The sequence below is a fragment of the Sphingomonas sp. AC522 genome, assembly GCF_979258125.1.
In genome coordinates, this window is the sequence record NZ_OZ409836.1 from 554799 (window position 1) to 567277 (window position 12479).

The window sequence follows — 12479 nt, forward strand, 5'->3', positions numbered from 1 at the left end:
TTTTTCGCTTAAGCCGGTTCTCGCATGGCCGTTCCTTGGCTTGGCGGCTCCGGGCTCCCGTTCAGGGGGGACATGGGAAGCCGGCAAGCATGGAGACCAACATGACTGTAATCGGAACCAATATTGCAGCGATCCGGGCGGGCAACGCTTCGAACGCAGCTAACAAGATGCTCGGCACCGCGATGGAGCGCCTGTCGACCGGCAAGCGCATCAACACCGCGAAGGACGATGCCGCAGGCCTCGCCATCGCATCGTCGATGACCGCTTCGATCCGCGGCATGGCCCAGGCGATCCGCAACTCGAACGACGGCATTTCCTTCGCACAGACCGCCGACGGCGCGCTGGAAGAAGTTTCCAACATGCTGCAGCGCGTTCGCGAGCTGGCCGTGCAGTCGGCTTCGGGTACCTACTCGACCGACGACCGCGCCAACCTCGACAAGGAAGCGGCTGCTCTGCGCAACCAGATCGACTCGATCTTCACCAACACCAAGTTCAACGGCGTGGGCGTGTTCGATTACGCTTCGACCGACACGGCTTCGGACGACGTGACGATCCAGACCGGTGTCAACAAGGACACCTCGGGTGACAACACGGTCGCGTTGACCAAGAGCTTCTTCGACAAGGACGATTTCGAAGCGACCGACTTCGCAGTCGATACGGCGGCCAAGGCCGGCACCACGCTGACCAACGTCGACGCGGCGCTCAAGGCAGTCAACGGCGCCCGCGCCACGCTCGGCGCATCGCAGAGCCGCCTCGAATCGGTGGTCAACAATCTGACGACCAACGTCACCAACCTGACCGACGCCCGCAGCCGCATCGAAGACGCCGACTTCTCGGCCGAAACCGCGGCGCTGGCCAAGGCCCAGATCCTCGCACAGGCTTCGACGGCAATGCTCGCGCAGGCCAATCAGAGCCAGCAGTCGGTTCTTACGCTGCTCCGTTAAGCGCGTGCCGGTCGGGGTGTCACCCCCCTGACAGGCACCGCGGCCGGTCACCTCTCTTAAGGGGAGGGCGCATGGGAGGCCCCGATGATCCACGGATCATCGGGGCTTTTCTGTATCTATTCGGGCCGCGACCATATCCATGCCCCCACCGTCAGCGCGGCGACGATCGGCGCGACCGACCAGGGCCAGGGCGCGAAGACCAGCGCCACGACGATGCTCGCGGCGAAGGCAAGCGTCGCCGCCACCTTGCCCTTGCGGCTGATCGCACCGCGCTCGCGCCACGAGACGATATGCGCACCGAAAATCGGATGCTCCAGTAACCGGGCCTCGAGCCGCGGGCTGCTGCGCGCAAAGCAATAGGCCGCAAGGATCACGAACACTGTTGTCGGCATGACCGGCAGGATCGCGCCGATCACGGCAAGGCCGAGCGAGACGAAGCCGCCGATCAGGTAAAGCGTCCGGCGCACCGCGGCTCCCTATATATAGAGTGTCAGCGCGGCTTCGGCTGACCGCCCGGCTTCCACGCCGGCATGAAATTGCCATCGGCGAGGAAACGCACCGACGGGATCAGCGACTGGATCGCGCGCGTCATAAAGGCGATGTCGAGATTTTCGACCGTGTCCTTTTCGCTGTGATAGTTTGGCGTCGTCGCCCAGCCCGAGATCGTGTGCGCAACCACGCCCTTGAGCGCGAGCGAATAATTGTCCGATCGCTCGAAGAAGCGCTGCTCGGGATAGGGATCAGGCGCGACCAGCGCGCCGTGCTTGAGCAGCGCCTCGCCAAGGTTCGACCGCTCGAAGCCGGTCATCATCAGATGCCCCTCCGGCAATTTGGGATCGGGCGCGCCGATCATCTCGATCTCGACATTGGCGACGATGCTGGTCAGCGGCACCGGCGGATGCGTGCCGAAATAGGTCGAGCCAAGCCCGCCGACTTCCTCGGTGCCATAGGTCACGAACAGCACGCCGCGCTTCATCGGCTTGCCGGAGGCTAGCGCACGCGCGATCTCGATCACCGCGGCGGTGCCCGAGGCATCATCGTTCGCGCCGGGCATCAGCTTGCCGCCGACGATTCCGAGATGATCGTGATGCGCGGTGATCAGGATCACGCCCGCATCGGGATCGGTGCCGGGCAGGAAGCCGATGGCATTTTGCGTGACGACGAAGCCGTTGGTCCGGCGCGACGAGACTGCCCCCGCTTGGAGATAGCCGGTCATCCCCGGCGCGGGCCTGAGGCCGATGCTCTCGAACTGCGCGGCAACATAAGACGCCGCAATCGCCTCAAACTGCGTGCCGCTGCCGCGGCCCTGCATCGAAGGGCCGGCGAGGAAATTCTCGTGCGCGCGGACCCATTCGGGACGCACCGTCCATTCGTCCTGCGCGAAGGCCGGGGCAGTGGAGAGCGTAGCCGCCAGCGCGGCGGCGAAGAGACGGGATTTCGGCATGCAATTGCCCCTTGGCGGTTCCGATTGAACGGAACCCTAAGAGGCATTGCCTGCCAGCGCTATCCCAGCCGGCGCTGCAGGCCCTTCTTCAATCGGTCGTGCGCGCTCTTCTTGATCTGGCAAATGCGCGCGGCGCCGACGCCAAGCACCTCGCCGATCTCCTCGAGGTTGAGTTCCTCGACATAATAAAGCTGGATGACCATCTGCTCCTTCTCAGGGAGTTCGGCGATCGCTTCGATCAATGCCTGGCGCTGGTCGGCATCGGCGAGCTGATCGAACGGGCTCGGCTCGTCGGACATGAACCAGGGGCTCTCGTCCGAATAGGTCTCGTCGATCGAATCAAAGCGCACGGCTTCCGCGCTGGCATATTCGGCGCGCAGCTTTTCGGGCGTCACGCCGATCCGCTCGGCTACCTGCATGTCGCTGGGCTTCTGCCCGAGCTCGACCGCCAGCGTCTTGACCGTGTCCTGATAGGCCTTGCGCCGGCGCATTGCGCCGCGGGTCAGCGTCGCCTGGCGGCGCAGTTCGTCGATCATCGATCCACGCAGCCGCGTGACCAGATATTGCTCGAAGGTCACTTGCCCGCGATCCTCGAAGCCGCTCACGGCCTCGATCAGCGCGACCATGCCGATCTGGATCAGATCCTCGACCTCGACGATCGAACTCATCGATCCGTGGACGTGCCAGGCGATCCGGCGCACCAGCGGCAGATGCTTGCGCACCAGCGCCTCGGCATCGCGCCTGGGCAGCGGCACGGGCGAATAGGTCAGGGGCGCGGCAGTGGCCATGTCGGTCATGCTCCTGGGGCTGAAAGCGTTCATGCGGGCAGCGCCTCCGGCGCGCCGATTACGGCGACGACCTCGACTGCCTTATCCTCCGGAACTTCGAAGAAACTCATAACGGGCGTGTCGGGGAGCACGGTCTTGACCAGCTTGCGGATGGCGATGCGGATCGCGGGCTGGACGACCAATGCGAAGGGCTTGGCTTCGTTGACGAGGGGCTGTGCAGCGCGCTGCAATGCATCGGCGATGCGACGGCCGAGATCGGGCTCGATGGTGTGGCGGCGCGAGGGGTCCGAGCGGACCGCCTGCCCGAGCAAAGCCTCAAGCTGGCCTTCCAATGTCATCACCCGCAGCGGCTCGCGCACGCCGCAGAGCTTCTGGATGATCAATGGGCCGAGCTCCGGACGGATCAGTTCGAGGATTTCCTCGGGGTCGAGCGACTTCTGCGCGGCCACGGCAATTGCCGAGGCGATGCGGCGGAATTCCTTGAGCGGAATGTTCTCGGCGAGCAGCCCGCGCAGCACCGTCGTGAGCGTCGTGAGCGGCACCGGATTGGGCGACAGTGACGCGACCAGCGAAGCCGCGCGCTCCTTCAGGCCGTCGAGTAGCAGCTGGACATCGTCGGGACCGAGCAGATCGGCCGCGGAAGACGCCAGCGCCTGATTGAGGTGCGTTGCAACCACGGTGCCCGGATCGACGACGAGATATCCCGCCCCGGTCGCGGCATCGGCTTCGCCCTGCGGAATCCATACGGCGTCGAGACCGAAGGTCGGATCCTTGACGTGCTTGCCCTGCAAGGCGCCGACAGCCTGGCCGGTGTCGAGCGCGAGCATTTCGTCGGGCGAGACATTGTCCTCGGCCATGACGACGCCGCCGATCGAAATGCGATACGTGAAGGGCGACAGGTTGATGTCATCACGCACGCGCACCTGCGGCACGACGAAGCCCAATTCCTTGGAAAGCTGGCGGCGCACGCCGGTGATGCGGCCCATCAGCGGCCCGCCGCGGCGCTCATCGACCAGCGGCACCAGGCCATAGCCGATGTCGAGCATCACCTGCATGTTGTCGGTGACTTCATCCCAGCCGATCTTCGACTGATCGACCGGCTCGGGCGGCGCTTCGGGCGGGGGCGGAAGGTTGGCGATCTTCTTGAGACGCCACGCGGCGAAGCCGGCCACGGCTGCGGCGGGCAGGATCACGAAATGCGGCATGCCGGGCATCACGCCGAGCAGGCCAAGGATGATCGCCACCGGCATCCAGGTCTTGTGGCTGCCAAACTGCGTGCCGATCTGGCCGGCGAGATCCTGCGACGAACTGACGCGGGTGACGATCGCGGCGGCAGCGATCGAGAGCATCAGTGCCGGGATCTGCGCGACCAGCGCATCGCCGATCGCCAGCATGATATAGTGCTGCGCTGCGTCGCCGACTGCCATCTGGTGGCTGACGACACCGAGGATGAGCCCGCCGACGATGTTGATGAACAGGATCAGCAGGCCGGCGATCGCATCGCCTTTCACGAACTTCGACGAACCGTCCATCGAGCCGTAGAAATCGGCCTCGGTGCCGACTTCGATGCGGCGCGCACGGGCTTCGTCGGGGGTAAGCAGCCCGGCGTTCAAGTCGGCGTCAATCGCCATTTGCTTGCCGGGCAAGGCATCGAGCGTGAAACGCGCGCTGACTTCGGAGACGCGGCCGGCGCCCTTGGTCACCACGATCATGTTGATGATCACGATCACCGCGAAGACGACGATGCCGACGACATAATCGCCGCCGATCAGGAATTTGCCAAACGCCTCGATGACATGGCCCGCGGCGGCTTCGCCCTCATGCCCGTGCACCAGCACGACGCGCGTCGAGGCAACGTTGAGGCCGAGACGGAACAGGGTGGCGAAAAGCAACACCGTCGGAAAGGCGGAGAAATCGAGCGGCTTCTGCGCATTCAGCGCCACCATCAGCACTGCCAGGCTGATCATGATGTTCATCACGAAGAAGATGTCGAGCATGAATGCCGGGATCGGCACGACCATAAGCGCGACGAGAAGCAGCATCGCGCCGGGAAGCGCGAAGCTGCGAAGTGACGAAGTGAAGCCCTGGGGCAACGTCAGACCATTCACGTGGAATTACGCTCCAAGGTTCGCGAGCATGAGATAAGCGAGCTTTGCAGTCTCGGGCGTCGGCCGCAGCGGATCGACTGCGCGGGTAAAGGCATCGCGCCGCGCCGCGAAGGGATCAGCCGGGTTCTTCGCGACATTGAGCTGGGCCAGCGTGGTTTCGACCCAGTGGCGATCGCTATCGACTGCACCCGTACCCAGGATAACGTCGCCCTCGCCGAAATCGCCGAGCGTATCGAGCTTGTCCGAAGCAAGGCCGGTGGCGCCGCCCGCGGCTGCGCCCGAATCGAGCTTGCCCGCGAAGCGCGAATAGATTTCGCTGAGCGTGCGCGGCTGGCCGTTCGAAGCATAGAAGATGTTGCGATTGGCGCGTGCCGCCGCGGGAAACATGCTCGCCCCGGTGCGATTGGGGCTTTCCGCCATCGTGCCGAGAAACTTGCCGGCGCCGCCCAGCCCCAGGAAGTGCGCCATATAAAGGTCGGTGCCCGTCGTCGGGCGGCCGAGTCGTTCCTCGAGCGCGGCCTTGTTGTCCGATGCGTGCTCGGCGGCCATCAGCGATGCAGCCTGGGGATCGCTGCGCAGGTTGAGGATTGCCTGGCGCGCCGCGGGATCGCTGACGATGTAGCGGCCCGAGCTGGTCTGCTTGATGCTGTTGGCGGCCCAGCCCATGCCATGCTCGCCGCCGTGATCCTTGACCACGCCGAGCCAGCTCTGCTCGATGAACTGATAGAGGCCGGTCGCCGAGGAAGTGCGCGCACGTGCATCGGCGCGCATGCCGCTCTCGACCTGCGCCTGCCCGAGCAGATAATTGAAGTCGATGCCGGTCTTGCGGCTCGCGGCGGCAATGGCGCCCTGGACGCTTGCCTTGCTGTTTACCGAAGTGACGCTCATTCCTGGCTGACTCGATTGCCCATGGTTCGGGCGTAATCAGCAAGGAGCGTGCCAGTTAGGCGTCAGGCGAGCGCGTAGCCTACGGGGCTATAGGAGGGTGCGGCCTGGCCGGAAAGAAGTTGCAGGCGGCGGCGAACATTTGCCGTCATCAGGTTCACATAGATGCGGCAAGTCTCGTTGAGGCGGTGCGCCTCGGCTGCGAGCTCCTTGACCTCGGCGCTCGGCGCCTCGCCATCATAGAGCGCAACGCTGTCGATCCGCGCGAGCTTGTCGCGCGTTGCGGCCTCCAACGCCCCCACGTCATTGGTCTTGAGCGCCGAAATCTCGGCGTGCAGCGCTTCGATCACCCCTATCAAAGCGTCACGCCTAGTCATTGGGGCTCCACTGCATCTTGAGCGCGATCAGACGATCGGCAACGGTCGAGGGCACGAGCGGGAAATTGCCGTCCTCGATCGCCTTCTTGATCTTGGCGACGCGCTCGGCGTCGACCGGAGGTTTGGCAGCCATGCTGCCGGTCAGCTCGCTCGCCGCGGTTTGCACCATGGGGGCGGATTTCTGAACCGAAGCGGCTTCCGCCACTTTGCCCAGGGCATTTGCCGGCGACACTGGCCGTGCCGCGACTGCGCCCGTCTTCATGCCGATTGGATCCACCATGCTCGCCATCCCTAGCTACGCTTGCAACGAGTAGAACGACCATCTGCACGACAACTTAAATAAAAAGAATCAATTGCCCGCAGCGGAAAGCCGGGCGCGGCCCGTTTCGATCGCAATTGCCTGAACCGGCGGCTTTTTCTCTTCGATCTTGACCACCAGCCGCCCCCCTGCAGGCGCGTCCCCCATCGCTACGCCTTCGCGGGAGATCGAAAATCCGGAGGCATTAATTTCGATCGTGACGGCATCGCCGCGGCGGATGACGGTCTCGGCCTTGACCGCGAGAGCCGGCTTGGCCGCGACGGGCGCCACTGGCGCCGGAGCCGCCTTGGGCTGCGGCACCGCGTTTACGGCCACGAAGATCCGCCAACCCGGCTGCATGCAGCGCACGACTACAGCGTCCCTGGCATCGGTACGCCATTCGAGCTGCGGCGCGGCGCACGAAGCGAGCTTGAGCCGATTATCGACCGGGGCGCGGGCGCCGCCCTGCTCGCCGACGCGCTTGCCAGTGAATTGCGCGACGATCGTGTCGAGCATCGCAGTCGATTGGAATTCGTTCGCGGCGGCGGGGGCGGCGAGGATGAGCGCTGCGAGCAACATGGTCTTCTCCTTGAGATTTCTTGTCGGGCGGCAGACCCGCTTTGCCGGGCGGCAGATCATTGCCACTCCCCTTCGAAGCCGATGGTGAGCGCGGCGCGGCGCTTGCCGGTGGCCGTGGCGATGATGATGCGATCGGGCGAGACCGCGCCTGAGACGACGAGCTGCGCGGCAACGGCGCGGGCACGATCGGCGGCGAGTATCGCGCCGCTGCCGGTCGCCGCGTCCACATCCTCGCGCGAGCCATCGACCTCGCCGATAATCTTGAGCCGTGTGCGCGGGTCTGCCGCCGCTGCGTGCGCCCAGGCACGCGCGGCGCCGGTGCCGCCCGGGACTGCAGAGCCCGGTGCAAATCCCGCAACGAACGCCATCTCGACCGGCATCGCAGCCGGCGCTTCCGCCCCAAAACCGGCGCGCAAGCTGGCGGCGAGCGCCTTGCCGTCCATCTGATTGGCCTGGAGAAACACGAAGAAGCCGACGAGCAGCAATGCCAGATCGGCCAGCGTCGTCAGCCAGATCGGGCGCGCCGGGGCTTCGTCTTCGAACATGATGGTCATGCGGCCATCTCGCGCAGCCCGCCGCGTGCCGCCGGCTCGATCGCCGCAAGCGCCGTCAGCGCGGGCTCGAGCCGTGCGCGTTCCTGGGCCTCGTGCCGCGCCTGCCGCTTGAGCCGCGATGCGACGGGCAGAGCGACCAGGCTCGCGATCACCGCGCCATAAAGTGTGGTGAGCAATGCAACTGCCATCGCCCCGCCGATCGCGGCCGGATCCTTCATCGCGACGAACATGCTGACAAGCCCGATCAGCGTGCCGATCATGCCCATTGCCGGCGCGACTTCGGCCATGCCGGTCCAGACATCGGCAGCGGCGCGGTGCCGCTCGAAGCGCGCCAGGCGGCGGTGCTGGAGCAAGGCCGCGACATCGTCAGCAGAGGCGCCATCCACTGCTGCCGCCACCGCGGCGGCAATGTCGCCATCGGCGATGACCGAGCGATCGAGCGCAATCACGCCGTGGCGCCGGGCGATGCGCGTCAGCGCGGCGATCTGCGCCAGCAGCGGCTCGGCATCGAAGCGCCTGCGCCGCAACACCCGAAGCGCAGCCAGACTGCGCGCTAGGTCACCGAACGGCGTCCGCAGCACCACGGCAAGCGCAGTGCCGCCGCCGACAATGGCAAGCGCGAGCGGGTCGAGGAACGGCGCGAGGCCGGGAAAGGCTGACAGGTCCATGTGCTCGCGGTTGCAAATGGCGGGCCAAACCCGTCTCACCCATGAAAATTGGGGACAGTCCCTATGTCCCCCCGGAAGGCATGGGAGGGGCAGCGGCGAGGAAAATAGGGACTGCCCCCATTTTCGCACGCCCATGCGGCAGGCCATTGCCGCCACGACCGGCAAGACCTTGCCGCCACCTGCCGCTTGCCGCCCTCCTTCATGCCTTCCTGCCCTCGCATCCAAAACTGGCACGCCCATTGCAGGTACACCCGCGAACTTTTGTGCGGGAGACCCGTCAATGTCCAATGACAGCCTTTTCGGCGTACACGGCCAAGCGCTCGCGGTGCGTTCGCAGCGCATGGGCGTGCTTGCGTCGAACATCGCGAACGCATCGACGCCGGGCTACAAGGCCAAGGACATCGACTTCCAGGCCGCGCTCGCAGGGGCGCAGGGCGGATCGATGGACAATGCGATCGACAGCGCGACGCTCTATCGCGTGCCGCTCCAGCCTTCCGCAGACGGCAACACCGTCGAGCTCGCCACCGAGCAGACTGCCTTCGCCGAGAATGCCGTGGCTTATCAGACCACGCTCGCATTCCTGAACGGGCGCATCAGCACCATCACGCGCGCGCTCAAGGGAGAATAAGCATGGGCAACGGTCCCCTCTCGATCTTCCAGGTCTCCGGCCGCGCCATGAGCGCGCAGCTGGTGCGGATGAACACCACGGCATCGAACCTCGCCAATGCCGGCACCGTCGCTTCCAGCGCCGAGGCCGCATACCGCACGATCAAACCGGTGTTCCGCACCGCCTTTGACGAAGCGAGCGGCATGTCCACGGTCGATGTCGAGCAGGTCGTCACCGCCGGCGCCGAGCCGACCAAGCGCTACGATCCGGGCAATCCGATGGCCGACAAGGACGGCAATGTCTGGGAATCGGCAGTCGATGAGACCCGCGAGCTGGTCGACATGCTTGAGACCGCGCGCACCTATCAGAACAATGTCGAAGTGATGCAGACTGCCAAGCAGCTGATCACCGACACCCTCAAGCTGGGCCGCTGATCATGGCAACTTCCTTCGATACGACGATGCAGAATCTGGGCGTCACGCGCACTGGCAACGGCAAGACCGACACGTCGAACCTCGGCAAGACCGAGATGGACCAGTCGGACTTCCTGACGCTGATGACCGCGCAGCTCAAGAACCAGGACCCGTTCGAGCCCGTCGACAACTCGCAGATGGTTGCCCAGATGGCGCAATTCTCGTCGCTCTCGGGCATCACCGAGATGAATTCGACGCTCAAGGCAATGGCCGCCAAGCTCGGCGGCACGTCGCTCGGCGATGCGATCGGCTATGTCGGCAAGACCGTGCTGGTCGAAGGATCGACGGCTTTCCCGCGCACTTCGGGCGGCCTCGCCGGCGCAGTCAATCTGGCCAAGGACGCAGCCGGCGTCTCGGTCACCATCCAGAACGCCAATGGCGAAACGCTGCGCACCATCGATATGGGCGCGCAGACCAGCGGCGCAGTCGCCTGGGATTGGGACGGCACCACCGATAGCGGCGATCCCGCCGGCGAAGGCCCGTTCACGGTCAAGGTTTCCGCACGCAGCGCCGATGGCGGCGCCGTCACCGCCGCCCCGCTCGTCTGGGCGCCGGTATCCTCGGTTTCGATGGGCGCCAACGGCGCTCCCACTCTCACTCTTCCCGGCATCGGGAATGTCCCCCTGTCCGCCGTCTGGCAAGTCGGCTGATCGTCAAAGGAGCCTATCAAAATGTCCTTCTTCACTTCGCTTTCGGGCCTCCAGGCCGCTCAGACCGACATGTCGACGATCTCGCACAATCTGTCGAACGTCTCGACCAATGGCTTCAAGAAGTCGGTCACGCAGTTCGCAGACGTGATCGCCTCCACTGCCAATTCGAACCCGACCCAGATGGTCGGCTCGGGTACGGTGGTGAAGGCCGTGCGCCAGCAGTTTGGCCAGGGCGGCTTCACGCAGTCGACCTCGGCGCTCGACGTCGCGATTTCGGGCGATGGCTTCTTCATCGTCAAGGGCGATGAGAAGAGCGGCAACGGCGTCGCCTTCACGCGCAACGGCAGCTTCCAGGTCAACGCCGAGCGCTATGTGACCGACAGCCAGGGCAACAAGCTCCAGGTCTATCCGGTCGACGGTTCGGGCGCCGTGGTCGCCACCGGCCTCAGCTCGACCGTCAGCCTGCGCCTGCCGCAGACCAGCGGCACGCCGGAATCGACCGAAAACGTCAAGCTCTCGCTCAACCTCAATGCGGGTTCGGCGATCCCTTCGGACGCGGCGCGCTTCGACGATCAGGACTATGCCTTCGATCGCTTCGATCCGGGCACCTACAATCAGTCGACCCAGACGACGATCTATGACGGCAACGGCAATGCGCTGACGCTGACCAATTATTATGTCCGCGAAACCAAGCCGACCCCGGATGACGGGACCAGCAAGTGGCAGGTCTATTCGTTCGTCGGCGATCAGCAGCTTAACGCGGGCACCGACCCCGATGTCGCGACGCCGATCGAGCTGACCTTCGACGGCACCGGCAAGCTCTCGGCTCCGACCGCGGCGACCACCTTCATGGGCTTCCTCGCACCGGGCGCGACTTCGGAGCAGGTCCTCAAGCTCGATCTGACCCAGGGCATGACCCAGGTGAGCTCGCCGTTCAGCCTCAACCGCAGCGAGCAGGACGGTTCGCCCGTCGGCCAGCTGGAAGGCGTGACCATCGCCGATGACGGCACGGTCAATGCCAGCTTCTCGAACGGCGACACCCAGGCGCTGGGCAAGGTGGTGCTTGCCACCTTCTCGAACACCTCGGGGCTTCGCCAACTCGGCAGCTCGACCTGGGCGGCCAGCGGCTTCTCCGGCGATGCGCGTCTGGGCGAGCCGGGCACGAATGGCTTGGGCGGCCTGATGACCGGCGCGATCGAGCGCTCGAACGTCGATATCACCGAAGAACTGGTCAGCCTGATCGCGGCACAGCGCAATTTCCAGGCGAATGCCAAGGCGCTCGATACCGCAAGCCAGATCTCGCAGACCATCTTCAACATCCGCAGCTGATTCAGCCGCTTAGGAAAGCTTAGGTCATGGACCGTCTCGTCTATACCGCACTATCGGGGCTCAAGAGCCAGATGTCGGCGCAAGCGACGATCGCGAACAACATCGCGAACGCGTCGACCATCGGCTATCGCGCCGATCGCGTCAGCTTCGATCGGATGGTACTGCAGCAGCAGGGCGGTCTCGACTCGCGCCAGATGGCAGCGGAGGAAGTCAACGACTTCGATCGCCGCGCGGGCACGATCATCCAGACCGGCAAGCCGCTGGATATGGCCGTGACGACGGACTCATGGATTGCGGTCCAGGCCGTGAACGGCAGCGAAGCCTATACCAGGCGCGGCGACCTTTCGGTCGCCCCCTCGGGCGTGTTGGAAACCGGAGACGGTTTCCCGGTGATGGGGTCGGGGGGCCCCATCACCGTGCCCCCCTATCAGTCGATCGCGATTGCCGATGACGGCACGATCTCGATCGTCCCTCCCGGCGGCGACGCCAGCCAGCCCCAGGTCATCGACCAGATCAAACTGGTCAGCACCGATGGCAGCCAGACCGCCAAAGGCCTCGACAACCTTCTTCACGTCAAGGGCGGCGGCACGCTGCCGCAGGACATGGAAGCCAAGGTCCAGTCGGGCGCGCTCGAGCAGTCGAACGTCAATCTCACCCAGGCGCTGGTCGACATGATCGAGAACCAGCGCAGCTACGAAGTGCAGGCGAACCTTTTGAAGGAAGCCAAGAACATGGACGAGAGCGCCGCATCGCTGATGCGCGTCTCGGCATAAGG

General features: G+C 65.0%; 16 protein-coding genes. 6 read left to right on the top strand and 10 right to left on the bottom strand.

Going from position 1 to position 12479, the window contains the following annotated elements; translation table 11 throughout:
* The first annotated feature begins 101 nt into the window (after positions 1-101).
* On the top strand, positions 102-944 hold the full coding sequence (locus tag ACZZZM_RS02780) for a flagellin N-terminal helical domain-containing protein (protein ID WP_463593586.1): 843 nt from the start codon (positions 102-104) through the stop codon (positions 942-944).
* 116 nt (positions 945-1060) lie between these two features.
* On the opposite strand, the gene ACZZZM_RS02785 is transcribed toward ACZZZM_RS02780, so the two are convergent.
* The 10 genes from ACZZZM_RS02785 to ACZZZM_RS02830 form a co-directional block, all read right to left on the bottom strand.
* Positions 1061-1411: a YbaN family protein gene (locus ACZZZM_RS02785; RefSeq protein WP_463593587.1), complete on the bottom strand. Its 351-nt coding sequence runs from the start codon at positions 1409-1411 to the stop codon at positions 1061-1063.
* Between the two features lie 23 nt (positions 1412-1434).
* Positions 1435-2388, bottom strand: a complete 954-nt coding sequence (locus ACZZZM_RS02790; protein WP_463593588.1) for a M28 family metallopeptidase — start codon at positions 2386-2388, stop codon at positions 1435-1437.
* Positions 2389-2447: 59 nt separating this feature from the next.
* Positions 2448-3185 carry a sigma-70 family RNA polymerase sigma factor gene (locus ACZZZM_RS02795; RefSeq protein WP_463593589.1) on the bottom strand — a complete coding sequence of 246 codons (738 nt, stop codon included), beginning with the start codon at positions 3183-3185 and terminating at the stop codon, positions 2448-2450.
* A 20-nt stretch (positions 3186-3205) separates the two neighbouring features.
* Positions 3206-5284, bottom strand: coding sequence for a flagellar biosynthesis protein FlhA (flhA, locus tag ACZZZM_RS02800; protein ID WP_463593590.1), 2079 nt, complete (start codon positions 5282-5284; stop codon positions 3206-3208).
* 6 nt (positions 5285-5290) lie between these two features.
* Positions 5291-6172 carry a lytic transglycosylase domain-containing protein gene (locus tag ACZZZM_RS02805; protein ID WP_463593591.1) on the bottom strand — a complete coding sequence of 294 codons (882 nt, stop codon included), beginning with the start codon at positions 6170-6172 and terminating at the stop codon, positions 5291-5293.
* Between the two features lie 62 nt (positions 6173-6234).
* A complete protein-coding gene (locus ACZZZM_RS02810) occupies positions 6235-6546 on the bottom strand; it encodes a flagellar protein FlgN (RefSeq protein ID WP_463593592.1) in 312 nt (103 codons plus the stop codon).
* Positions 6539-6826, bottom strand: a complete 288-nt coding sequence (flgM, locus tag ACZZZM_RS02815; protein WP_463593593.1) for a flagellar biosynthesis anti-sigma factor FlgM — start codon at positions 6824-6826, stop codon at positions 6539-6541. The genes ACZZZM_RS02810 and flgM overlap by 8 nt, the downstream gene beginning before the upstream one ends.
* 69 nt (positions 6827-6895) lie before the next feature.
* Entirely contained in the window at positions 6896-7423 is a 528-nt protein-coding gene (locus tag ACZZZM_RS02820) for a flagella basal body P-ring formation protein FlgA (RefSeq protein WP_463593594.1), read from the bottom strand.
* Between the two features lie 56 nt (positions 7424-7479).
* Complete coding sequence (locus ACZZZM_RS02825) at positions 7480-7977, bottom strand: flagellar motor protein MotB (protein WP_463593595.1); 498 nt, start codon at positions 7975-7977, stop codon at positions 7480-7482.
* Positions 7974-8645: a motility protein A gene (locus tag ACZZZM_RS02830; protein WP_463593596.1), complete on the bottom strand. Its 672-nt coding sequence runs from the start codon at positions 8643-8645 to the stop codon at positions 7974-7976. The genes ACZZZM_RS02825 and ACZZZM_RS02830 overlap by 4 nt, the downstream gene beginning before the upstream one ends.
* 280 nt (positions 8646-8925) lie before the next feature.
* Between ACZZZM_RS02830 and ACZZZM_RS02835 the strand changes: the two genes are divergently transcribed.
* From ACZZZM_RS02835 to flgF, 5 genes are read left to right on the top strand one after another with little or no spacing between them, the layout of a single operon-like run.
* Positions 8926-9273: a flagellar basal body rod protein FlgB gene (locus ACZZZM_RS02835; protein WP_463593597.1), complete on the top strand. Its 348-nt coding sequence runs from the start codon at positions 8926-8928 to the stop codon at positions 9271-9273.
* A gap of 2 nt (positions 9274-9275) precedes the next feature.
* Positions 9276-9686, top strand: a complete 411-nt coding sequence (gene flgC / locus ACZZZM_RS02840) for a flagellar basal body rod protein FlgC (protein ID WP_463593598.1) — start codon at positions 9276-9278, stop codon at positions 9684-9686.
* A gap of 2 nt (positions 9687-9688) precedes the next feature.
* Positions 9689-10375: a flagellar hook assembly protein FlgD gene (locus ACZZZM_RS02845; RefSeq protein ID WP_463593599.1), complete on the top strand. Its 687-nt coding sequence runs from the start codon at positions 9689-9691 to the stop codon at positions 10373-10375.
* 21 nt (positions 10376-10396) lie between these two features.
* Complete coding sequence (locus ACZZZM_RS02850; RefSeq protein ID WP_463593600.1) at positions 10397-11704, top strand: flagellar hook protein FlgE; 1308 nt, start codon at positions 10397-10399, stop codon at positions 11702-11704.
* Positions 11705-11730: 26 nt separating this feature from the next.
* Positions 11731-12477, top strand: coding sequence for a flagellar basal-body rod protein FlgF (gene flgF / locus ACZZZM_RS02855; protein WP_463593601.1), 747 nt, complete (start codon positions 11731-11733; stop codon positions 12475-12477).
* Positions 12478-12479 lie beyond the last annotated feature (2 nt).

Coding starts and splice junctions, on each gene's coding strand:
- flgM (WP_463593593.1), bottom strand. CDS start 6,826: ATGGTGGATCCAATCGGCATGAAGACGGGCGCAGTCGCGGCACGGCCA.
- ACZZZM_RS02790 (WP_463593588.1), bottom strand. CDS start 2,388: ATGCCGAAATCCCGTCTCTTCGCCGCCGCGCTGGCGGCTACGCTCTCC.
- ACZZZM_RS02820 (WP_463593594.1), bottom strand. CDS start 7,423: ATGTTGCTCGCAGCGCTCATCCTCGCCGCCCCCGCCGCCGCGAACGAA.
- ACZZZM_RS02850 (WP_463593600.1), top strand. CDS start 10,397: ATGTCCTTCTTCACTTCGCTTTCGGGCCTCCAGGCCGCTCAGACCGAC.
- ACZZZM_RS02845 (WP_463593599.1), top strand. CDS start 9,689: ATGGCAACTTCCTTCGATACGACGATGCAGAATCTGGGCGTCACGCGC.
- ACZZZM_RS02805 (WP_463593591.1), bottom strand. CDS start 6,172: ATGAGCGTCACTTCGGTAAACAGCAAGGCAAGCGTCCAGGGCGCCATT.
- flgF (WP_463593601.1), top strand. CDS start 11,731: ATGGACCGTCTCGTCTATACCGCACTATCGGGGCTCAAGAGCCAGATG.
- flgC (WP_463593598.1), top strand. CDS start 9,276: ATGGGCAACGGTCCCCTCTCGATCTTCCAGGTCTCCGGCCGCGCCATG.
- ACZZZM_RS02825 (WP_463593595.1), bottom strand. CDS start 7,977: ATGACCATCATGTTCGAAGACGAAGCCCCGGCGCGCCCGATCTGGCTG.
- ACZZZM_RS02780 (WP_463593586.1), top strand. CDS start 102: ATGACTGTAATCGGAACCAATATTGCAGCGATCCGGGCGGGCAACGCT.
- ACZZZM_RS02835 (WP_463593597.1), top strand. CDS start 8,926: ATGTCCAATGACAGCCTTTTCGGCGTACACGGCCAAGCGCTCGCGGTG.
- ACZZZM_RS02810 (WP_463593592.1), bottom strand. CDS start 6,546: ATGACTAGGCGTGACGCTTTGATAGGGGTGATCGAAGCGCTGCACGCC.
- ACZZZM_RS02830 (WP_463593596.1), bottom strand. CDS start 8,645: ATGGACCTGTCAGCCTTTCCCGGCCTCGCGCCGTTCCTCGACCCGCTC.
- ACZZZM_RS02795 (WP_463593589.1), bottom strand. CDS start 3,185: ATGACCGACATGGCCACTGCCGCGCCCCTGACCTATTCGCCCGTGCCG.